We start from the raw sequence: 22,239 nt of genomic DNA on the forward strand, positions 1-22,239 counted from the left end.
ACGGTGTGGGAGAGTAGGACGCAGCCGGACAACCATTCAGGGTCCCGGACGAACTTCATTGATTCGTCCGGGACCCTTTTTTTGTGCGCCAAGCCCAGGGGCATGGCGCGATCGCGGCCTGACGCGGAAGGATGAAGCCATGAGCGAAGAGCGGGACAGGAAGGGCAGCCGGCCGGGACGAGGCGAAGCCGGCGACGGCTCGCGATCCGGGGGCGCCGATCGCCGCCGCCCCACCGGGGACCGGCGCGCGGGGTCTCGCCCCACCGGAGACGGGCCCCGCTACCAGCGCCGTGACGACCGCCGTGACGACCGCCGTGACGACCGCCGTGACGACCGCCGCTCGACGGGCGCGGATGCCCGCAGTTCCTCTGGTGGCGCCCGCGGACCGCGTCGCTCCGAAGGCGAGGGTCGCGAGGGGGCTCGGGGCGGACGCGGCGCAGGCGAGGGCCAGCGACGGGACGGCCAGCGCAGCGAGGGCCAGGCCAGCCGCGGCCGGCCCGACCTCGAGCGGCGAGGCGGCCCGCGCCTCACCCCCAAGTCGCCTCGTAAGCCGGAACCGGCGATCCGCGACGGGGTCACCGGCCACGAGGTCGACCGCGGGGTGAAGAACCAGCTGCGCACCCTTTCCAAGGAGAACGCCGAGGGTGTGGCGCAGCATCTCGTGATGGTGTCGGAGCTTCTCGACAGCGACCTGGAGGCTGCCCTGGCCCACGCGGAGACTGCCGTGCGCCGCGCCGGTCGAGTTCCGGCGGCCCGGGAAGCCCTGGGTCTGGTGGCCTACCGGATGGGGGACTGGGCTCGTGCCCTGAGCGAGTTCCGCACGGTGCGGCGGTTGTCCGGGTCGAGCCATCTGCTTCCGCTCATGGTCGACTGCGAGCGGGCCCTCGGACGCCACACGAAGGCGCTCGAGCTCGCGCAGGGCGATGAAGCCGAGAACCTGGCCATCGATGACCGGGTGGAGCTGGCGATCGTCGTCTCGGGGCTTCGGCGTGACCTGGGCCAGCTCGACGCTGCGATCGCCGGTTTGTCCGCGCTGGTCCGCCGGCTCAACCCCAACCGGCCATCGGCGGCGCGCCTCTACTACGCCTACGCCGACGCCAAGCTGGCTGCGGGCGATCCGGCGGAGGCGCGGGAATGGTTCGCCCGCGCTGCCGACGCCGACCACGAGCTGATGACGGACGCCGCAGAACGGCTCGACGAGCTCGACGGCGTCGAGGTCGTCGACCTCTCGCCCGAGCTCGATGAGGACGCGGACTCCCCGAGCCGTGAGCCCTAGCGGGATCGTGACTCGCGTGGACCCGAGAACTTTCCCCCACGGAGGCCGACGCGATGGCGGCGACTGACGAGACCGTCGGCGCGGAGGTCCTGGGCCCACTGGCCCGGGGTACGACCGGTCCACTGAGGACGGCCTACTCGGGCCTGGTCTGCGACCTGGACGGTGTCGTCTACCGCGGAGCCGGGGCCGTTCCGGGTGCGCCTGACGTGTTGAGGCGGCTCGGGAGCGAGGGCATGCGGATCGTCTACGCGACGAACAACGCGTCTCGCCTCCCGTCGGAGGTGGCTGATCACCTCGAGTCCTTGGGCCTGCGCGTCACGGCGGCGGAGGTCGTGACGAGCGCGCAGGCGGGGGCCGCCGAGCTCGCGACCTGCCTGCCGCCGGGGAGTCGTGTCCTCGCCCTGGGGGGCCCGGGCGTGGCCGCAGCTCTCACCGAAGTCGGGCTCGATGTGGTGGCGCCGAGCTCCCCTGGTGTGAACGAGCAGACCGATGCGGTCCTGCAGGGGTTGGGGCGCGAGCTCACTGTCGCCGACTTCGAGGCGGCAGCGAGACACCTGACCAACGGGGCGGTGTGGGTGGCCACGAACGCAGACGACACCCTTCCCCTTGAGTGGGGGCTGGCCCCGGGCAACGGCGCCTACGTGCGCCTGCTGGCGGACACGGTGGACCGTGAGCCACGTGTCGTGGGCAAGCCGCACGCCCCGCTCTACCGGGCTGCTGTGGACCGGCTCGGTACCCCGCCGCAGCTGACCCTGGCAGTCGGGGACCGGCTGGACACCGACATCGCCGGGGCCGTCGCTGCCGGGCTAGACTCGGTGTGGGTCCTCACTGGGGTGCACCGACCGAGCGAGCTGCTGCGACGCTTCGACGGCTGTGTGCCGACCTGGGTGATCGCCTCCCTGAGTGAGCTGGAGCAGCCGTATGCCGCTGTGCTCAGGGCCGATGGGGTGTTCACCTGTGCGGGTGGCCGGGCCCGCGTCTCGACCTCGGGCCTGGAGGTGGACCCGGGACCGGCGCGGCCGATCGAGGTCGTCCGGGCCGGTCTGGCGGCACTGCTCGACCGGGTGATGGCCCGACAGCCCAGTGGCGTTGACGTCGAGCGAGCGGCTGAGCAGCTCGACGGATTGTTGGAGGGGTCCCCGGGGGCCTAACCGCTACGGTGGCTGGGCAGGAGGCGTCGCCGGGTGGGGACGTCGTACGGCCAACACACGGAGGCAGGATGAGCACGCAGTTCCCGGGTCCGCAGCAGGAGCAGCAGGCGCAGGACGAGCAGGCGCAGGACGAGCAGGCGCAGGACGAGCAGGCGCAGGACGAGCAGGCTGCCGGCGCCCTCGAGGTCACGGTGCCGGCCGCCGCCACACCGCGCACTGGCGACGAGGTGATCGACGCCGTGCTCGCCGACGTCGCCGCGGCTCAGGCCGGGTCCCTGACCGAGCGCATCTCGGCCGGTGAGCGCGCCCAGGCGGCACTGCGCTCCAGGCTGAGCGACCTGGGTGGCGCGTGACGCGTCGCCGCCTCGATGCCGTCCTCGTCGCGCGGGGACTGGCTCGATCGCGGTCACAGGCTGGCGATCTCATCCGTGCGGGTGGCGTCACGATCGACGGCCGCGTGGTGCACAAACCGAGCATTCCCGTATCCGAGGAAGCCACCCTCGTCGTGACCGCGGCCGTTGAGCAGTGGGTCAGTCGCGCGGCCCACAAGCTGCTGCGGGCTCTGGAGCTCTGGCCGATCGAGGTGGCCGGTCGCCGCTGCCTCGACGTCGGCGCCAGCACGGGCGGTTTCACCCAGGTGTTGCTCGAGCACGGGGCCGCGCACGTCACTGCCCTCGACGTCGGCCACGGGCAGCTCGTCGAGGAGGTTGCTGCCGATCCCCGGGTGGTCGACCTGCCTGGAACCAACATCCGCGACGTTCGACCCGCGACGCTGGGCCGACCCTTCGACGTCGTCGTGTGCGACGTCAGCTTCATCTCCCTCACCCTCGTCCTGCCGGTCCTGCGCCCTCTCGTGTCCGACGCCGGCGACCTCGTCGTCCTCGTCAAGCCTCAGTTTGAGGTGGGGCGCGAGCGGCTCGGCCGCACCGGAGTGGTGACCTCCCGCCTCGAGCACCACAGGGTCCTGCGGGCGGTTCACTCGACGGCGGGGGACCTGGGTCTGGAGGTCAGGCGCGCAGCCCCGAGCCCCATCCGGGGCGGTGATGGCAACGTGGAGTTCCTGCTGTGGCTCGTGCCACGCGGCCCGGGGCCCGGCGGCCTGTCCGCGGATGACATGCTGGACTCGATCGACGCCCAGGAGGAGGAACCGTGACCCGCCGCATCCTGCTGGTCGCCCACCCACGGCGTCCCGAGGCGTTGACGGTGGCCAAGGGCGTCATCAAGCGTCTCACCCACCTGGGGATCGACGTGTCCCTCCAGGCCGACGAGGCGAAGGTCCTCGACCTCAAGCACAGCAGGCGCGTCCACATCGCCACTGAGGAGCTGGTCGCCGAGGGGTGCGACCTCGTCGTGGTGCTCGGTGGTGACGGGACGATCCTGCGCGGTGCGGAGTTCGCCCGCAGCGTCGACGTGCCGTTGCTCGGGGTGAACCTCGGCCACGTCGGGTTCCTCGCCGAGGCGGAGCGGGATGACCTGGACGCGACGGTCGAGCACATCGCCAACCGCCAGTACACCGTTGACGAGCGGATGACCCTGCACGTCGACGCGAAGTTCGATGGCGAGGTGGTGGCCAGCAGCTGGGCGCTCAACGAGGTGAGCGTGGAGAAGGCGGCGCGCGAGCGGATGCTCGAGCTGACCATCGAGGTCGACGGCCGGCCCCTGTCCAGCTGGGGCGGGGACGGGATCATCGTCTCCACTCCCACGGGTTCGACCGCATATGCCTTCTCAGCCGGGGGACCCGTCATCTGGCCGCAGGTCGAGGCGATGTTGCTGGTTCCCAACAGCGCGCACGCCCTGTTCGCCCGCCCGCTGGTGCTCGGTCCGGACTCGCACGTGGCGGTCGAGCTGCGCACGGGCACGGACGTCCTGGGGATCATGTGGTGCGACGGACGTCGCCACATCGAGCTGCCGCCCGGTGCCCGCGTCGAGGTCCGCCGCGGCATCCGTCCTGTTCGCCTCGCCCGTCTGACACGCGCGCCCTTCACCGACCGCCTCGTGGCCAAGTTCCACCTCCCGGTGCGCGGGTGGCGAGGGGACGGCCGCCGCACCGCGGCTCCGCCGACGGGGCAGCCGCGCCCGGACCTGTGGATCCGGAGCCACGCCGACGGCACCCCCCATGAGGGCCACCCCGCCCTCGGCGCCGACTCGGCGACAGCGTCGAGTGGCGCCACCGCTGACCCGACACGGGCCGACCAGGTGGAGGGGACGCCTGACGCTGGGGGTCCTCGGCCCTAAGGTGGTCCCGTGTTCAGCCAGATGAGGATCCGCGGGGTCGGGGTCATCCACGACGCCGTGCTCGATCTGAGCCCGGGCCTCAACGTCTTGACCGGTGAGACGGGTGCGGGTAAGACGATGGTCGTGTCGGGCCTCGGCCTGCTTCTCGGCGAGCGCGCTGACTCGGGACTGGTGCGAAGCGGCGCAGACCAGGCGTTCGTCGAGGGCGTGGTCCAGCTGCCGACCGGGCACCCGGCCCTGGTGCGTGCTGCGGAGGCCGGCGCCGACCACGACGACGGGGAGCTGGTCATCGCCCGGTCGCTCAGCGCCGCCGGCCGGTCTCGGGCGCACGTGGGCGGTCGAACGGCACCGGTCGGCGTGCTCGCGGAGCTCGGCCGTCACCTCGTCGCCGTGCATGGTCAGGCAGACCAGTGGCGACTCAAGCAGGGCGATGCCCACCGTGAGGTGCTCGACGACTTCGGTGGGGCGGCACTCGGCGCACTCCGCGACCGGGTCGGCCGACTTCACGACGCATGGCGAGCCGCCCGAGCCGAGCACGACCGGCTCGTCGCCGAGTCGCGTGAGCGAGCTCGCGAGATGGACTCGCTCACGGCGGCTCTGGAGGAGATCGAGGCTGTGGACCCGCAGCCGGGGGAGGACATCGCCCTCCGGGCGGAGGACGAGCGCCTCGCTCATGCCGACAGCCTGCGCCTCGCGGCCGGTCGCGCCCTCGCTGACCTCAGCGGAGACGAGTATGCCGCTGAGCCCGCTCCCAACGTCCGCGACCTGGTGGGGTCGGCCCGGTCAGCGCTGTCGCACGGGGCAGAGCACGACGGTCGGCTCGGCGAGCTCGACACTCGGCTCGAGGAGGTGGCGACCCTGGTCACCGACGTCGCGGCCGAGCTGACCGCCTACCTGGACGACGTCGATCTGGATCCGGACCGGTTGGGGTTCGTGCAGGAGCGGCGAGCCACGCTCGCCGGGCTCACCCGAAAGTACGGCGAGACCGTCGACGAGGTCTTGGCGTGGTCGCAGCAGGCAGCCGCGCGTGTCGACGTCCTGGTGTCGGCCGACGATCGGGTCGAGTTGCTGAGGTCTCGGGTGGACCAGCTGACCTCCGAGCTGGCGACTGCGGCCGCAGACCTCTCCGCCGCCCGCACCGCCGCAGCCACAGAGTTCGCCGAGCGCGTGTCGGCCGAGCTGGCGCACCTGTCCATGGGTCAGGCAGTCGTCGACGTCCGCGTCGAGCAACGCCTCGCCGAGGACGGGATCGCGCTGCCCTCCGGAGAGCGGGTGCGGGTCAGCAGCCACGGTGCCGACGAGGTCGAGATCCTGTTGGCCGCCAACCGTGGCGCGGTGCCGAGAAGCGTTGCCAAGGCGGCTTCCGGCGGCGAGCTGTCTCGGGTCATGCTCGCCCTGGAGGTGGTCGGCGCGGGCTCTGCTGCCGGCCCCGAGGCCGGGAACGCGTCGATGGGGGAGCCGGGCAACGACCGGGTTCCCCGCGGCCGAGCGGCTCCTGCGTCAGCGGCTGCCGCACCGCCCACCGTCCCGCGTCGGGCCGGGATCCCGCCCACCTTCGTGTTCGACGAGGTGGATGCCGGGGTCGGCGGACGCGCCGCCCTCGACGTGGGGGCACGGCTGGCCGCTCTGGCAGACCAGGCCCAGGTCATCGTCGTCACTCATCTCGCTCAGGTGGCCGCCTTCGCCGACCGCCACCTCGTCGTGCACAAGTCGGACGACGGGGCGGTCACCTCGAGCAGCGTCACCGTCGTCGACGGCGACGAGCGTCTCCGTGAGCTCTCCCGGATGATGGGCGGAGACCCCAACTCGGAGGCGGGACTCGCCCATGCCCGCGACCTGCTCGAGCAGACCGCCGCCATTCGGGGCTCCCGGGCCGGGGCCGCCTGAGCGGGCGAGTCACCCCTGGTCGGAGCCCGCGGTGCGGTGCCAGCGCGGTTGCCCGGGCGTGGCACGATGGGTGCAACCATGGCCATGTCTCTTCGCCGCCGCACCCACGTCCCTGCCACGGGCGCCGGGGTGGTCGGCCCTGCCCGCGTCGATACCCGGACGAAAAACCTCACGAAGCGCCTCCGAGCCGGGGACATCGCCGTGATCGACCACCTCGACCTCGACAAGGTGAGCGCCGACGCCCTCGTGGCAACTCGTCCTGCAGCGGTCGTCAACGCATCCGCGTCGATATCCGGGCGGTACCCCAACGTCGGTCCGCTCATCCTCAACGAGGCCGGCATCCCGATCCTCGACATCGCAGGTCCCGCGGTCATGGACCTGCACGACGGCGACGAGCTGCGCCTGGACGGCGGCGACCTCTGGCACGGGACAAGGAAGGTCGCGACGGGTCGTGTCCTCGACGCGGACGAGATCCAGTCGCAGATGCACGACGCCCGGGCCGGCCTGGCGGTGCAGATCGAGGCGTTCGCGACGAACACGATGGAGTTCATCCGCAAGGAGCGCGAGCTGCTGCTCGACGGCATCGGCATTCCGCCCATCAGGACCAAGATCGAGGGACGCCACACTCTGGTCGTCGTGCGCGGGTACCACTACCGGGAGGACCTGCAGACCCTGCGTCCCTACATTCGCGAGTACCGCCCCCTGCTCATCGGTGTCGACGGCGGTGCCGACGCCATCCTCGAAGCGGGGTACCAACCTGACCTCATCGTCGGCGACATGGACTCCGTGTCGGACCGCGCCCTTCGCTGCGGGGCCGAGATCGTCGTGCACGCCTACCGCGACGGACGCGCGCCGGGACTGGCGCGGGTCGAAGCGCTCGGACTCACGCCGGTCGTCTTTCCGGCGGCGGGCACGAGCGAGGACGTCGCCATGCTCCTCGCCGATGACGCGGGCGCCGAGCTCATCGTGGCCGTGGGCACCCACGTGACCTTGGTCGAGTTCCTCGACAAGGGCCGTGACGGCCAGGCATCGACGTTCCTCACCCGCCTGCGCGTCGGCGGCAAGCTCGTCGACGCCAAAGGGGTGAGCCGCCTCTACCAGGCCCGCCTGCCGGCTCGGCTGCTCCTGCTCATGCTCCTCGTCGGCCTGTTCGCCCTCTTCGTCGCCGTCGCGGCCACGCCGGCCGGCCAGGCGTGGCTGCAGGTGATCGCCGCGAAGTGGGACGACCTCTGGACCGCCGTCGTGGGGATCTTCACGTGATCGACTTCCGCTATCACCTCGTCTCCATCATCTCGATCTTCCTCGCACTGGCCGTCGGCATCGTTCTCGGTGCCGGGCCCCTGCAGGCCAACCTCGGCACGCAGCTGACCGACCAGGTGGCTGCCCTGCGCACCGAGAAGCAGGACCTCAACGACCAGCTGGCTGCGAGTGAGCGGCGGGTCGCTGCCGGCAACGAGTACGCGGCGGCCATCTCCGACCGTGTCATCGACGGCGCACTGACCGGGCACGAGGTGGTCCTCATCGTCCTGCCGTCCGCCGACGGGGCACTGGTGGACCTCCTCGAGGAGGCGGTGACGACCAGCGGTGCGACGCTGAACGCCACGGTAACCGTAGGCAACGACTGGTTCGACCCGGCCCTCTCCTCCGAGCGCAGCGAGGCCGCGTCGGCGGCGGCGTCGACGCTCGGAATGTCGTCGCCGCTGTCCGGTGACGCCCTCCTCGCCGAGGCCCTCGCGCGCCTCACCGTGAGCACCGACGTCGTGTCGGCATCGGAGTCGCGCACGGCGGCTCTCAAGACACTGAGCGATGCCGACCTGGTCGACTCCACGACTGACCAGCTCGAGCCGGCTGACCTCGCCGTCATCGTCTCGGGCCCCATCTCGGGCGACGCGGCCGAGGTCCAGCGGCAAGGCGAGACCATCCGCACCCTGGCCCGCCTCGTGGCGGAGAACTCCGCCGGTGCCGTCGTCGCCGGCCCGCAACCTGTCAGGGCTGCCGGCCAGCCGGTCAGCTCCGATGCGGTTGCCTCGATCCGAAGTGTCGATGCAGCGTCCCGTCTCATCTCCACGGTCGACCACGCGAGCGAGCCCTCAGGTCCGGCGATCGTCGTCCTCGCGCTGGAGTCGGAGCTTGCCGGCGAGATCGGCCACTACGGGTCGGCCGACGGAGCGACGGCGGCGTCGCCGAGGGTGGCTCAGTGATCCAGCGCCGTGGCCAGGGCAGACCTGGCCCAGGCGGGGGTGCTGGTGTCCCGGGTGTCCTCGACGCACCTGCAGACGACCGCGGCAAAGAGCGAGGGGCGGTGCAGCCCTCGGGGACCGCAGGTCTGGATGGCGTCGCGACCGCTGTCGCAGCCGCCCTCGGCGCCGCCGTGGGTGCTGCTGCGGCGCGACGGCTCTCGGCGTGGCTGCCCCAGTCGGCGCGCGAGCCGTGGGAGCGCATCAACCACGCAGGGCGACCAGTGACCCTGCTCGAGGGCCCTGTGTGGATCACCGGTGCCCTGACCGGGCTCGTCGCGGCACGCGCAACCGTCCCGCGCCGCCGGAGAGGTGATGGCGCCAGGGGATGGGCCCACGTCGCCGGGCTCCTCGTCGCCGGCGGAGCGCTGGGGGCGCTCGACGACCTCGTCGGGACTGCCTCGAGCAAGGGTCTGAAGGGGCACCTCGGTGCCCTGCGCAGGGGGCAGGTCACCACCGGGGCGATCAAGGTCGCCGGCCTCGCCGCGACCGGTCTCGCGAGCGCCTTCGTGGCCGATCGCACGAAGCGAGGCTGCACGGCAGATCCCAGCACCAGCCGTCGGGCAACGGTCCGGCCGTCGCAGGGGGTTCTCGGGACACTCGTGGGGGGCGGGGTCGTCGCAGGAGCAGCGAACGCGGTCAACCTCTTCGACCTGCGTCCCGGCCGGGCGCTCAAGGTGGTCGTCCTGTCGGCAGCGCCGCTCGCGGTGCTCGGGTCCGCCCCGGCCGGAGCGGGTCTCGGTGCCTCCCTCGTGGCCCTCGGTGACGACCTGGCCGGGACCTCCATGCTCGGGGACACGGGCGCCAACGCCGCCGGAGCCCTCGTCGGGCTTGCCCTGGTCGAGGCCACCGGCCTGCGTGGCAGGGTGGTCGCGCTCGCCTGCCTCGCGGCCCTGACCCTCGCGTCCGAGCGGGTCAGCTTCACGCAGGTCATCGAAGCCCACGACGGGTTGCGCCGGCTGGACGAGTGGGGTCGGGTCAGGCCATGAGTGCGAGACCACCGTCAGGGCCCTCGCCCGTCGTGCGCACGGTGGTCGCGGCGGCCGGATCCATCGCCGCGATCACGCTGGTCGCGCGAGTCGTCGGCTTCGGCAGGTGGTTCGCGTTCTCGCACTCCGTGGGTGCGACCTGCGTGGGAAGCGTCTACCAGTCGGTCAACGCCGTGCCCAACGTCATCTTCGAGATCGCTGCGGGTGGTGTCCTGGCCGCGGTGGTGGTGCCCCTTGTCGCGGGGGCGCTCGCACGGGACAACCGCCGCGCGGCGGACGACACGGCCTCCGCCCTGCTCACGTGGGCACTGCTCGTGCTGCTCCCGCTCGGCGCCCTCGTCCTACTCGCTGCCCGACCGATCGCCGCGACGCTCCTCGGCACGGGGTGCTCGGGGGAGGCCGACCTCGGTGCCGAGTTCCTCGTCATCTTCTCCGCCCAGCTCCCGCTGTACGGGATCGCCATCGTCCTGGGTGGGATCCTCCAGGCCCACCGACGCTTCGTCGCGGCTGCTCTCGCTCCACTCATCTCCAGCGTGGTCGTCATCGCCACCTACCTCTCCTACCGGGGACTCGTGCCGGACCCAGCAGCACCGATCTCCGCCATCCCGACCCAGGGCGTGCTCGTCCTTGCCGTGGGGACGACGCTCGGCGTGGCCGCCATGGCGTTGACGCTGGCCCTTCCGCTCCGATCCGCCAGGCTCCGCCTCCGCCCCCGGCTGGGCTTCCCGGTAGGCGCCGGCCGACGGGTCCGGTCACTGGCCGTGGCTGGACTTCTGGCCGTCGCCGGACAGCAGCTGGCGACTCTCGTGGTCATCCGGCTGGCCAACGACCGCGGCGGAGTGGGGACGCTCAACGTGTTCACGTACGCCCAGGCGGTCATGCTCCTTCCCTACGCCGTGCTCGCGGTCCCGCTCGCGACCGCGGCCTTTCCCAGCCTCGCTCGAGCCGTCGCCCGGGTCGAGACCGGCGCTCGCGGTGGGTCCCACATCGGCAGGCAGGCGGTGCAGGACACACCCGGTCGCGGAGGCGACGCCGACGCCGTCCGCGAGGCCGACACGACGCTGCGCCACAGCTGGTTCGCCGTCCTCGCCGTGGGAATCGCGGGTGCGGGCCTCCTCGTCGCGGTCGCCGGGCCCGTCGGTGCCTTCTTCAGGCTCCTCGACGCCGGCGGTGGTACCGATGCCTCGGCGCGCACCCTCGCCACGATGTCGCAGGCGCTCGCTGCCTTCGCCCCGTCTGTCCCGGCCCTGGGCGCGATCGCCCTGCTGAGCCGCGCCTGCTACCTGCGCGAGAAGGCGGTTCTCGCGGGTGCGGTCGTCGGCCTCGCCTGGCTCGCCACGACGGTGCCCGCCCTCGCCGTGCTGGAGCCGGGGGCCACTGACGGGCCCAGGACCCTGTGGGTCCTGGCGCTCGGCTCCAGCGTGGGGCTGGGCGGTGGCGCGGTGGCGCTCGCGGTCCTCGTGAGGCGGGAGTGGGGCCGCTCGGTCCTGTCGGTGCCGTGGCGTCCTCTCCTCGCCATCCTGACCGGGGCGCTCGTCGCCGCTCTCGCAGGCTGGTCCGTCGGCTCACGGGCCCAGAGCGACCACCTTCTCGGCGCGCTCGGCGCCGGGACCGCCATCGGAGCCGGTGCGATCCTCGTCATGGGACTGGTCGCGCTCGCCGTCGACCCGACGCTGCCGAGAAGGCTCCGAGGTCTGCGTGCCTCGGCAGCACCGGAAGCCCGGACGACGACCGGGGGAGGGGCAGCATGAGGGTTCTCATGGTCCTCGGCGACTCGACCGGAGGGATCGGAGCCCATGTCGACCGACTGTCGCAGGATCTCGAAGCCGCCGGGCACGAGGTCGTCATCGCGACCTCGGAATCCACGGCGACGGCCTTCGACTGGGCCGGCGCCCGACGCCTGTGGCCGGTGCACCGGGGCTGGTCGGCGCCGCGCGGGCTCGTGGACTGGCACCTGCTCAAGAACCTCGCCGGAACGGTAGACGTCGTCCACGCGCACGGTCACCAGGCAGCCTTCGTCGCTGCCGTCGCAGTGGCCCGGGCCAAGCCCCGCCCGGGCCTCGTTGTCTCGCTCCACAACACCGTTCCCGGGGGCGTGGCCACCCGACCTGTGGGTGGTGGGGCCACTCGTGGTGTGGGTGGTGGGGCCACTCGTGGTGTGGGTGGTGGGGCCACTCGTGGTGTGGGTGGTGGGGCCACTCGTGGTGTGGGTGGTGGGGCCACTCGTGGTGTGGTGGCCGCCGTGGTCCGCACACTCCTACGGTGGGCTCTCGGGCGCGCCACGCTCGTGACGGGGGCGAGCGCCGACCTCGTCGACCTGGCCCGCCGGCTCGGTGCCGCCCGTGCGGAGCTCGCCACCGTCGCCTCACCCGCGGTCGAGCGCATCCTCGCGACGTCGCCCCCCGACGACCGGGAGCGCCGCGCCGCCCGTGTCGCCCTTCGAGCTGCGGGCCACAGCATCGACGACAGCCGTCCGCTCGTTCTCACCATCGCCCGGGTCGCACCACAGAAGGACCTGGTGACCCTCGTCGCGGCCGCGCGTGCGGCGCGGGCCCCCGCTACCTGGGTCGTCGTGGGAGGCGGGGACGAGCGGCTCCGGGCTTCGCTCGAGAGCGAGCTCAGCGGCATACCCCTGCGCTTCGTCGGGGCCCAGCGTGACGTCGAGCACTGGCTTCGCGCCGCCGACGTCTTCGTCCTGACCAGTCGGTGGGAGGCCCGGGCCCTCGTCGTCCAGGAGGCGATGGCCTCCGGCCTGCCCGTCGTCACCACCCGCACCGGTGGCCTGCCCGACCTCGTCGGCGACGCGGGCCTGCTTGTGCCCGTGGGGGATTCGACTGCGGTTGCGGAGGCCGTCGACGCGGTTCTGGGGGACCACGCGCTGCGTGAGCGCCTGGGGGCGGCGGCGCGAGCCCGAGCGGGGACGTGGGCGTCACCGGAGGAGGAGGCGCGCCGCTGGGTGTCGCGCTACACAGCAGCACTCCACTCATGACGTAGACTTAAAGCCCGTGGTGGAAACGACGAAGCACATCTTTGTGACCGGAGGCGTCGCCTCATCCCTCGGCAAGGGCTTGACGGCTTCCAGCCTCGGCCGACTGCTTCGATCCCGTGGCCTGCGGGTCACGATGCAGAAGCTCGACCCGTACATCAACGTCGACCCCGGAACGATGAACCCGTTCCAGCACGGTGAGGTCTTCGTGACCGACGACGGCGCCGAGACCGACCTCGACATCGGCCACTACGAGCGGTTCCTCGACGTCAACCTCGTCGGCAGCGCCAACGTGACGACCGGGCAGGTCTACAACAAGGTCATCGCCAAGGAGCGTCGCGGCGAGTACCTCGGCGACACCGTCCAGGTCATCCCGCACATCACGAACGAGATCGTGGCCCGGATGCGCGACCTCGCCACGGGGACGCCCGACGCGCCGGACGTCATCATCACCGAGATCGGTGGCACCGTCGGCGACATCGAGTCGCTGCCCTTCCTCGAGGCGGCGCGGCAGGTCCGGCACCTCATCGGCCGGGAGAACTGCTTCTTCCTGCACGTCTCGCTCGTGCCCTACATCGCGCCCAGCGGTGAGCTGAAGACCAAGCCGACCCAGCACTCGGTCGCCGCCCTGCGGCAGGTCGGCATCCAGCCCGACGGCCTCGTGCTGCGCGCCGACCGCGACATCCCGGAGCCGATCAAACGCAAGATCTCGCTCATGTGCGACGTCGACGTCGACGCCGTGGCCGCCGCCGTCGACGCCCCGAGCATCTACGACATTCCCAAGGTGCTCCACCGGGAGGGCCTCGACGCCTACGTCATCCGTCGGCTCGGACTCGGGTTCCGCGACGTCGACTGGACCGAGTGGGACCAGCTGCTCCAGCGGGTGCACGATCCCGAGCACGACGTCGAGGTGGCTCTCGTCGGCAAGTACATCGACCTGCCCGACGCCTACCTGTCCGTCACCGAGGCGCTGCGGGCCGGCGGTTTCCACCACGACGCCAAGGTCCGGATCCGTTGGGTGGCGTCCGACGAGTGCCAGACCCCCGCCGGCGCGCAGCATGCCCTCGGAGGAGTCGACGCCGTCCTCGTCCCCGGAGGCTTCGGCGTCCGCGGCATCGAGGGCAAGCTCGGCGCCCTGACGTGGGCTCGTGAGCGGCAGGTCCCGACCCTCGGAATCTGCCTCGGCCTGCAGTGCATGGTCATCGAGTACGCGCGGTCGGTGCTCGGCGTCACCGGCGCGTCCTCCACGGAGTTCGACCCGCAGACGCCTGACCCCGTGATCGCCACGATGGAGGAGCAGAAGGCCTTCGTCGACGGCGCCGGAGACCTGGGTGGCACGATGCGGCTCGGCCTCTACCCGGCCCACCTGAAGGCCGGCTCCGTCATCCGCGAAAGCTACGGGACCGCGGAGGTCAAGGAGCGCCACCGCCATCGCTACGAGGTCAACAACGGCTACCGCGACCGGCTCGAGGAGGCCGGACTCGTCATCTCCGGCACCTCGCCCGACGGGCACCTCGTCGAGTTCGTCGAACTGCCCCGGGACGTGCACCCCTACTACGTGTCGACCCAGGCCCATCCCGAGTTCCTCTCGCGCCCCAACCGGGCGCACCCGCTCTTCGCCGGGCTGATCGGCGCCGCACTCGAGCAGCAGCGCGCCGAGCGGCTCGTCGAGGTGGAGCGCCCCAAGCACGCCCTCGACGAGGACGGGCTACCGCACGCCGACGCCGGACCAGCTGCCGAGCCCGACTCCGCCGAGCGGAGCGCGGACGCGGGGCGGGTGCCGGTCGCCATCGAGTCCGAGTGAGCCTCGCTGCCCCGAGGGGGAGCTTCTCGGACGTCGTCGAGGAATGGGGCTCGGCGCCGGTCGTCGAGTCGTCCGTGCCCTACTCGGGCGTGATCTTCGACGTGCGTCGTGACCGGGTCGACCTCGGTGAGGGCGGCCTCGTGGTCAGGGAGTTCATCGAGCATCCCGGGGCGGTGGCGGTCGTCGCCCTGCAGCCCTTCGACGGGGTGGACCATGTCCTGCTCATCCGCCAGTACCGTCACGCCACGCGCGGGCACGTCTGGGAGCTGCCCGCCGGGTTGCTCGACGTGCCCGGCGAGCCGCAGTGGAGGGCGGCGGCCCGTGAGCTCGCCGAGGAGGTCGACCTCGTCGCGGGCCAGTGGGACGTGCTCATCGACGAGGTGGTGTCCGCGGGGGCGTTCCCCGAGCCGGTCCGCATCTTCCTCGCCCGCGACCTGACCGACGTGCCCGGGGAGCACCTCCACGAGCGGCATGCCGAGGAGCTGACGATCCGGCCGTTGTGGGTGCCGCTCGACGAGGCGCACCAGGCGGCCCTGTCGGCCCGCATCAGCAACAGCGCGGCCCTCATCGGCATCCTCGCTGCCCACGCGTCGCGCGCCTCCGGCTGGGCAACGCTGCGCCCCAAGGACGCCCCGTGGCCCGCCTGGGAAGCCCAACGCCGGCCCCGCCCGTCGAGCCACGGCTCATGACGAGGATCGCGGGCCGGGCGTGCCCCTGCGGGGGCGGCGCCTACGCCGAGTGTTGCGAGCCGGTGCTCGACGGTGTTCGACCGGCGCTCACGGCAGAGGAGCTGATGCGGTCCCGCTACACGGCCTACGCCCTGCACCAGGCCGACCACGTCTTCCGGACCTGGCACCCGCGGACCCGCCCTGACCGGCCCCTCGTCGACCCCGACGTCGCGTGGGAGGGGCTGAGGATCGTCCGTGTCGAGGCCGGCGGACCGGACGACGACATGGGGACCGTCGAGTTCGTCGCGCGCAACCGCGGACCCCACGGCCACGGAGAGCTCCACGAGGTCAGCCGGTTCGCCCGGCGAGCCGGCCGATGGTTCTACCTCGACGCGGATCCGTCCTGACCCCTGTCAACCCCTGCCGACCCCTGTCGAACCGTGCTGACCCGTGCTGACCCTCGCCGGCCCGGATCGACCCGATCAGCCCGGCAGGGTGGCGCGCACCCCGACCACCGACCCGGTGACCTCCGACGCCGCCATCAGGGAACCGGCTCCTTCTCGAGGGCGGCCCGCTGGCGCGCGGAGGGCTCGTCCAGGCGGAACCGACCCCGAAGCCCGCCGACCGGGCGCTCGACGAGGACCCAGGACAGCCACGACAGGAGCACGGCCACAGCGATGAGCGCGAGGTTGCGCGGGATCGTCTTGTCACCGAGGAGCACCGAGTTGATCAGCGCCTGGTGCCACAGGTAGAGCGCGTAGCTGATCGTGCCGAAGAAGACCATGACCCGTGAGGCGACGATGGACGAGTGGCCCAGGACCGCGCTGGCGACGAGCCACACGCCGAGGACGGCATAGATGGCGCCCAGCGGCCGGAACAGGGTGTGGTCGGTCGCGACGTCGTGCGAGGGGAAGGCAGAGACGAGGACCATGACGACGAACGGGATGAGCACGTTCACCCGCGGCGGATGCCAGCCCTTGCGCGCCATCGAGGCGAGCGCGAACGCGAGCGACACGCCGAGCAGCAGCGCGAACGCGTTGGTCTCCGTCGAGATGTCGAGGCGGATGAAGTCGCCCTTGGTCCACACGCTGTAGACCGTCGCCAGGCCGGTGAGTCCGAAGACGAGCCCGAGCAGGTGGGCGCGTCCCCAGGCCATCAGGGCGATGAACAGCAGCGGCCACACGACGTAGAACTGCTCCTCGACGGAGAGGGACCACAGGTGGTTGAGCACGCCCAGGTCGGAGCCCGCGATCCGGACCCAGTTGCCGACGTAGAAGAGCGAGGCGAGGGCAGCGGCTGGGTAGTCCGGCAGCCGGGAGTCGCCGGTCGCCCAGAGCAGGACCGGGACGAGGGCGAGGAAGACGACCAGCGCCGGGAGCAGCCGCAGCGCCCGCCGTCCCCAGAAGCGCCAGAGGGACAAAGAACCCCACCGGTCCCACTCGCGGATGAGCAGACTCGTGATGAGATACCCGGACAGGACGAAGAAGAGCGTGACGCCCGAGAGGCCGCCCCACCGAACGGGCAGGCCGCTGTGCGCGGCGACGACGAGAAGGATCGCCAGGCCGCGCACCCCGTCGAGGTCACGGTTTCGGGAATGCTGCACCCGCAGAGCCTAGGCGGTTCTCGGGGACAGCCTGGTCGTGCGCCGCTGGGTGGGCCGTCCACGCGCAGTCCGGGTGGCAGCGTGCTCCGCCGAGCACCCCGTAGGATTGGTGGTCAGCGCCCAGCGCCCAGCGCCCCGACCCCGCGCCCGACGGCACCGTCGGCGCGTGAGCGAGCCCAGCGGCATACGGCCGCGTGGACCCAACCCCGCACCATCGGAAGGACACCTCCGTGCTCCGCAGTCACGAGGCCGGCACCCTGCGCGCCGACCACGCAGGTCAGATCGTCACCCTCACCGGATGGGTGGCGCGGCGGCGAGACCACGGTGGGGTGGCCTTCCTCGACCTGCGCGACGCCAGCGGCATCGCCCAGGTCGTCGCCCGGGACGAGGTGCTCGCGCAGGGCGGCGGACACGACGTGCGCAACGAGTACTGCGTCAAGGTCACCGGGGAGGTGCGCGTGCGGCCCGAGGGGAACGCCAACCCCGACCTGCCCACGGGCGACATCGAGGTCATCGTCAGCCGGCTCGAGGTGCTCAACCCGAGCGCGCCGCTGCCCTTCCAGATCGACGAGCGCGTCACCGTCGGCGAGGAGGCCCGGCTCAAGCACCGCTATCTCGACCTGCGGCGTCCCGGCGCCAGCTCGGCCGGAGCGGCCATCCGGCTGCGCAGCAAGGTCAACGCGGCGGCCCGCAAGGTCCTCGGTGAGCGCGACTTCGTCGAGATCGAGACCCCCACCCTGACCCGCTCCACCCCCGAGGGGGCCCGCGACTTCCTCGTGCCCGCCCGGCTCGCCCCCGGCTCGTGGTACGCCCTGCCGCAGAGCCCGCAGCTGTTCAAGCAGCTGCTCATGGTGGCCGGCATGGAGCGCTACTACCAGATCGCCCGCTGCTACCGCGACGAGGACTTCCGCGCCGACCGCCAGCCGGAGTTCACCCAGCTCGACATCGAGATGTCCTTCGTCGAGCAGGCCGACGTCCTCGAGCTCGGCGAAGCCGTCGTCACGGAGATCTGGAAGCTGATCGGCGTCGAGCTGAAGCCCCCCTTCCTCCAGATGACCTACGCCGAGGCGATGGCCCGCTTCGGCTCGGACAAGCCCGACCTGCGCTTCGGCCAGGAGCTCGTCGAGTGCACCGACTACTTCAAGGACACTCCCTTCCGCGTCTTCCAGTCGGACTACGTCGGTGCCGTCGTCATGCCGGGTGGCGCGTCGCAGCCGCGCAAGCAGCTCGACGCGTGGCAGGAGTGGGCCAAGCAGCGCGGTGCCAAGGGCCTCGCGTACGTCCTCGTCCAGGACGACGGCGAGCTCGGCGGACCGGTCGCCAAGAACCTCACCGAGGCGGAGCGGGCCGGCCTCGCCGCCCACGTCGGGGCGAACCCCGGCGACGCGATCTTCTTCGCCGCCGGCCCGGCCAAGTCGTCGCGAGCCCTGCTCGGGGCGGCACGCCTCGAGATCGGCCGCCGGTGCGACCTCATCGACGAGTCGCAGTGGAGCTTCCTCTGGGTGCTCGACGCGCCGCTCTTCGAGCCGGCGGCCGAGGCGACCGCCTCCGGTGACGTCGCGCTCGGCTACAGCGCCTGGACCGCCGTGCACCACGCCTTCACGTCACCGAAGCAGGAGTTCGAGGACACCTTCGACACCGACCCGGGATCGGCGCTCGCCTACGCCTACGACATGGTGTGCAACGGCAATGAGATCGGCGGCGGGTCGATCCGTATCCACCGACGCGACATCCAGGAGCGGGTCTTCACCGTCATGGGCATCGGCCACGAGGAGGCCCAGGAGAAGTTCGGCTTCCTCCTCGACGCGTTCCAGTTCGGTGCGCCGCCGCACGGTGGCATCGCCTTCGGCTGGGACCGGATCGTCTCCCTCCTCGCCCGCACGGAGTCGATCCGCGACGTCATCGCCTTCCCCAAGACGGGCGGCGGCTACGACCCGCTGACCGGGGCACCCGCGCCCATCACCACCGAGCAGCGCAAGGAGGCGGGCGTCGACTCGGCTCCGGAGCCGGAGCCGACGCGGGTCTGACGACCCGACCACCACGGGACCGGATGCCGCTGGGCCGGCTCAGCCCAGCGGCATCCGTGCCCCTCGCAAGCTGTCGCAGGACGGCGCTTCGCGCGGTGGCGCGCCTTCGAGGAGCTGTCCGCCCGTGGCGTCGAGTTCATCCAGGAGTCGGCCACCCGTCCCCATGGCACCGAGGGCACCGAGGGCACCGAGGGCACCGAGGGCACCGAGGGCACAGAGGCCGTCTGCCCGGACAACTCGGGCAACTGGCTGGTCCGCGTGGAACCCGCTCGGGAGCCCTGCAGCGCCGCCGACTACGACTGACGGGCGAGCCGGCGGCTTGACCACACGTGGTCGTCGCCGTAGCCGAGCCCGTGGTACAGCCGGCGTGCCACGTCGTTGTCGGAGTACATCCCCAGGGTGCACACCCCGTCCGAGTCGATCGCGTCGCGGGTCAGGGCGGCGGTGACGGCGAGGCCGAGACCGGTGCCCCGCCGGTCCGCGCGGACGGTGATGCCCTCGAGGATCGGAGTGCCCGACACCGTGCGGTCGCGGAGGCCGCAGGCCACCAGCTCTCCGTCCGGGTCAATGACGCCCACCCAGCTCTGGTCGGGCGTCTCGAAGGGCCGCGCGTCCGTGCGCGCGTTCGCGGCGGCGAGCAGCGCCCTGATCTGCTTCTCGTCGGTCTCATCGAGGCGGACGACGCGTTGCTCACCTGCCACGAGCGGCGGTGGGGTGCGGCAGCACATCCACTCCCAGTCGCCGCCCGGGTCGGTGAGCGGAACGACGGCGGCGAAGGCGTGGAAGGCCGCGCGCTCCACGGTGGCGTGGAGGACATGGGGATCCCTGAAGGGGCTCTCGCCGGCGGGCAGCTCGGAGAGCTCCGTCGCCAGCTCGGCGACGTCGTCGGGCCGGCCGAGGACCACGAGGCCGAGCCGTCTGGTGTGCGTCCTGCGCGGCACGACGAGCGCCGACCCCAACGACCAGCCCGGCCCCTCGAGGGGGTCGGCCAGGTCGTGCCTGATGAAGGCGTCGCCCCCGGTGGCTGCGAGCAGCTCTGCATGCGTCTCGAGCACCACGGCGCGGAAGCGGGTGCGGTCGGTCATCAGCGTGCACTCCTTCGTTCGGTGTGTCGGGGCGAGTCCGCCGGGGGTCAGTGCCTCAGGGCGAAGCGGGCGTGCAGGCGCCGCAACGGAGCGGGCGCCCACCAGTTCCATCGGCCGAGCACCGTCATCGTCGCCGGCACGAGGAGCATCCGGACGATCGTCGCGTCGATGACGACGGCGGCGACGAGAGCAGCGCCCATCTGCTTGATGATGAGGATGTCGCCAGCGATGAACCCCGCGAAGACGATGATGATGAGCAGGGCGGCCGAGGTGATGATCCGGCCGGTGCGCTGGAGGCCGAGGGCCACCGCGCGGTCGCTGTCCGCCCCAGCGTCGTGCTCCTCGGCGATCCTCGAGAGCAGGAACACCTCGTAGTCCATGGACAGGCCGAAGCCGAACGCGAGGACGAGGAAGGGCACCATCGACTCGACTGCACCGACCGACGTGAAGTGCAGCACCCCCTCGAGGTTGCCGTCCTGGAACACCCACACGACCACGCCCAGGGCCGCGCCGAGGGAGATGACGTTGAGCAGCAGGGCCTTGAGGGGGATGACAACCGACCCGGTCATGAGGAAGAGCAGCACGAACGTGCCGAGGACCACCAGCCCGACGGCCCACGGCGCACCCCGGGCCATCGAGCCGAGGAAGTCGATCTGGCCCGACGCCTGACCGGTGACCCAGGTCTCGAATCCCGGCTCGAGCCCGGACAGGGCGGTGACCAGGTCCTGCGCCTCGTCCGAGGTCGGAGGACCGGCGACCCGGAAGCCGGCGAGCTGGTGGTCGCTGCCCAGGGGGCGAACCCGCAGGGCGGTCACTCCGGGGTCGTCCCGGAACGTCTCCAGGGCCGCGCTCACCGCTGCCGTGTCCGAGCTGTGGGCGACGACGGTGACCTCTGGGGCGGCCAGCGCCGGGTAGTCCCGGCGCAGCGTGTCGAAGAAGACACGCTGTGGGGCCGACACCGGGAGCAGCTCGGTCCCGGAGGCGGTCAGTCGCATGTCGAGGGTCGGCAGAGCCAGCCCGGTGAGCACGACGAGGCTGCCGACGATCACGGCGGCGGGACGGCGCTGCACGGCCCTGGCCAGCCGCGAGAACAGCCCGGTGTCCTCCACCACTCGCGTCGCCCTGCGGCTCAGACGCCGGGCGCCGAGCACCGCGAGGGCTGGGACGAGGGTGACGGCGACGACCATGGCGACGAGGACGACGCTGACCCCCGCGAGGCCGATCGCTCGCATGATCTGGGCCTCGAAGATGAGCAGGCCGGCGAGGGCGATGGCCACGGTGACACCCGAGAACAGGACGGTCCGGCCGGCTGTTGCCACGGTCCGCTCCGCCGCGACGACAGCGTCCGCTCGCGTCGGGCTGCGGCCGAGCGCGACGGTTGCGAGCTCCTCACGGAAGCGGTTGACGGTCAGCAGCCCGTAGTCGATGGAGAGCCCGAGACCGAGCAGCGTGACGATGTTGACGACCGTGGCGTCGAGATCCATCACGTGCGAGAAGGCGAAGAGCGACACCAGCGCTCCGCCGATCGAGACCACCGCGCCGACGATCGGCATCCCCGCGGCGACGAACCCGCCGAACACGAGGACCATGACGAGGAAGGTCAGGGGTAGCGCGATGCCCTCCCCCCGGACGAGGTCGCTCTCGATGGTGTCGGTGACCGCCTTGAGCACGTGGTGGTAGCTGCCGACGGACCCCGTCGCGCCGGGCAGGACGGCGACGACCTCCTTGAGCGTGTCCTCGACCGCGGCTCGCACCGTCGTCAGCTGGGCATCGCCGAGTCCCTGCTCGAGGTCGACGATCGTCACGAAGCGGCCGTTGTCGGCAGACCCTCCGGCGAGCAGGGGCCGGATCGACGGGTCGTCGAGGCCCCCGGGGGACAACAGCGGTGACCTCACCGCGGCGACACCCGGAAGCCGCGCGAGGCGAGCCGTGACGGCAGCCGCGGCCTCCCGTGCCGCGGGGTCCTCGAGCCCGGCGCCGTCGACCTGGAGCATGATGTTGTCCAGGGACGGCTCGATCTGCTGGACGATGTCGCGCGCGGTCTGGGACTGACCCGGGACCTGCGGCTCACCCGACGTCAGGCGATCGAAGAGCGACTCGCCCGTGACCCCGCCGACAGCGACGGCGAAGGAGGCCACGGCAGCGACGGCCCAACCCAGGACCCACCACCAGGGATGGCGCCCGGTGGCTCGACCCAGGCGGCCCAGGCGCGAGGGTCGGGACCTGGGCAGCAACGGCTCTGGCGGCTGCGTCGGGAAAGGTCGGTCCGGCACGCCAGATAGCCTTCCACA

Annotated in this window: 19 protein-coding genes; 15 read left to right on the plus strand and 4 right to left on the minus strand. The window is 72.0% G+C overall.

The features are described from left to right. Positions 1-55 precede the first annotated feature (55 nt). On the minus strand, positions 56-658 hold the full coding sequence (locus ABWV20_RS12075; protein ID WP_353355410.1) for a hypothetical protein: 603 nt from the start codon (positions 656-658) through the stop codon (positions 56-58). Between the two features lie 6 nt (positions 659-664). Here ABWV20_RS12075 and ABWV20_RS12080 point away from each other — a divergent pair, with 6 nt between their 5' ends. The 14 genes from ABWV20_RS12080 to ABWV20_RS12145 all read left to right on the plus strand — a co-directional run bounded on the left by ABWV20_RS12080 (position 665) and on the right by ABWV20_RS12145 (position 15,640). Continuing rightward, positions 665-1,276 carry a tetratricopeptide repeat protein gene (locus ABWV20_RS12080; protein WP_353355411.1) on the plus strand — a complete coding sequence of 204 codons (612 nt, stop codon included), beginning with the start codon at positions 665-667 and terminating at the stop codon, positions 1,274-1,276. A gap of 53 nt (positions 1,277-1,329) precedes the next feature. Beyond that, the gene (locus ABWV20_RS12085) at positions 1,330-2,427 is read left to right on the plus strand and encodes an HAD-IIA family hydrolase (RefSeq protein ID WP_353355412.1); all 1,098 of its coding nucleotides are present in this window, start codon (positions 1,330-1,332) and stop codon (positions 2,425-2,427) included. Positions 2,428-2,495: 68 nt separating this feature from the next. Continuing rightward, positions 2,496-2,780 carry a hypothetical protein gene (locus ABWV20_RS12090; RefSeq protein ID WP_353355413.1) on the plus strand — a complete coding sequence of 95 codons (285 nt, stop codon included), beginning with the start codon at positions 2,496-2,498 and terminating at the stop codon, positions 2,778-2,780. Then, positions 2,777-3,580, plus strand: a complete 804-nt coding sequence (locus tag ABWV20_RS12095; RefSeq protein WP_353355414.1) for a TlyA family RNA methyltransferase — start codon at positions 2,777-2,779, stop codon at positions 3,578-3,580. The genes ABWV20_RS12090 and ABWV20_RS12095 overlap by 4 nt, the downstream gene beginning before the upstream one ends. Next, complete coding sequence (locus tag ABWV20_RS12100; RefSeq protein WP_353355415.1) at positions 3,577-4,662, plus strand: NAD kinase; 1,086 nt, start codon at positions 3,577-3,579, stop codon at positions 4,660-4,662. The genes ABWV20_RS12095 and ABWV20_RS12100 overlap by 4 nt, the downstream gene beginning before the upstream one ends. A gap of 9 nt (positions 4,663-4,671) precedes the next feature. Beyond that, positions 4,672-6,549, plus strand: a complete 1,878-nt coding sequence (locus ABWV20_RS12105; protein ID WP_353355416.1) for a DNA repair protein RecN — start codon at positions 4,672-4,674, stop codon at positions 6,547-6,549. Positions 6,550-6,627: 78 nt separating this feature from the next. After that, positions 6,628-7,809 (plus strand): putative cytokinetic ring protein SteA, encoded by a 1,182-nt coding sequence (gene steA, locus ABWV20_RS12110; protein ID WP_353355417.1) that lies wholly within the window; start codon positions 6,628-6,630, stop codon positions 7,807-7,809. Further along, complete coding sequence (locus ABWV20_RS12115; protein WP_353355418.1) at positions 7,806-8,750, plus strand: copper transporter; 945 nt, start codon at positions 7,806-7,808, stop codon at positions 8,748-8,750. Before steA ends, ABWV20_RS12115 begins: the two co-directional genes overlap by 4 nt. Before the next feature lie 101 nt (positions 8,751-8,851). Next, positions 8,852-9,775 (plus strand): hypothetical protein, encoded by a 924-nt coding sequence (locus ABWV20_RS12120; protein WP_353355419.1) that lies wholly within the window; start codon positions 8,852-8,854, stop codon positions 9,773-9,775. Then, on the plus strand, positions 9,772-11,526 hold the full coding sequence (gene murJ / locus ABWV20_RS12125) for a murein biosynthesis integral membrane protein MurJ (protein ID WP_353355420.1): 1,755 nt from the start codon (positions 9,772-9,774) through the stop codon (positions 11,524-11,526). Before ABWV20_RS12120 ends, murJ begins: the two co-directional genes overlap by 4 nt. Beyond that, positions 11,523-12,764 carry a glycosyltransferase family 4 protein gene (locus ABWV20_RS12130; RefSeq protein ID WP_353355421.1) on the plus strand — a complete coding sequence of 414 codons (1,242 nt, stop codon included), beginning with the start codon at positions 11,523-11,525 and terminating at the stop codon, positions 12,762-12,764. The genes murJ and ABWV20_RS12130 overlap by 4 nt, the downstream gene beginning before the upstream one ends. Before the next feature lie 16 nt (positions 12,765-12,780). Next, the gene (pyrG, locus tag ABWV20_RS12135) at positions 12,781-14,565 is read left to right on the plus strand and encodes a CTP synthase (RefSeq protein ID WP_353355422.1); all 1,785 of its coding nucleotides are present in this window, start codon (positions 12,781-12,783) and stop codon (positions 14,563-14,565) included. Then, entirely contained in the window at positions 14,562-15,254 is a 693-nt protein-coding gene (locus ABWV20_RS12140) for an NUDIX domain-containing protein (protein WP_353355423.1), read from the plus strand. Before pyrG ends, ABWV20_RS12140 begins: the two co-directional genes overlap by 4 nt. Then, positions 15,251-15,640 carry a YchJ family protein gene (locus ABWV20_RS12145; protein WP_353355424.1) on the plus strand — a complete coding sequence of 130 codons (390 nt, stop codon included), beginning with the start codon at positions 15,251-15,253 and terminating at the stop codon, positions 15,638-15,640. The genes ABWV20_RS12140 and ABWV20_RS12145 overlap by 4 nt, the downstream gene beginning before the upstream one ends. A 134-nt stretch (positions 15,641-15,774) precedes the next feature. Here ABWV20_RS12145 and ABWV20_RS12150 read toward each other — a convergent pair whose 3' ends face one another. After that, positions 15,775-16,836, minus strand: coding sequence for an acyltransferase family protein (locus ABWV20_RS12150; protein WP_353355425.1), 1,062 nt, complete (start codon positions 16,834-16,836; stop codon positions 15,775-15,777). A 230-nt stretch (positions 16,837-17,066) separates the two neighbouring features. Here ABWV20_RS12150 and aspS point away from each other — a divergent pair, with 230 nt between their 5' ends. Further along, positions 17,067-18,863, plus strand: coding sequence for an aspartate--tRNA ligase (gene aspS, locus ABWV20_RS12155; RefSeq protein ID WP_353355426.1), 1,797 nt, complete (start codon positions 17,067-17,069; stop codon positions 18,861-18,863). A 293-nt stretch (positions 18,864-19,156) separates the two neighbouring features. Here aspS and ABWV20_RS12160 read toward each other — a convergent pair whose 3' ends face one another. Then, the gene (locus ABWV20_RS12160) at positions 19,157-19,948 is read right to left on the minus strand and encodes a GNAT family N-acetyltransferase (protein WP_353355427.1); all 792 of its coding nucleotides are present in this window, start codon (positions 19,946-19,948) and stop codon (positions 19,157-19,159) included. A 47-nt stretch (positions 19,949-19,995) separates the two neighbouring features. Next, positions 19,996-22,221, minus strand: coding sequence for an MMPL family transporter (locus ABWV20_RS12165; protein ID WP_353355428.1), 2,226 nt, complete (start codon positions 22,219-22,221; stop codon positions 19,996-19,998). Positions 22,222-22,239 lie beyond the last annotated feature (18 nt).

Source organism: Intrasporangium sp. DVR, assembly GCF_040365325.1.
Classification (GTDB): domain Bacteria; phylum Actinomycetota; class Actinomycetes; order Actinomycetales; family Dermatophilaceae; genus Intrasporangium.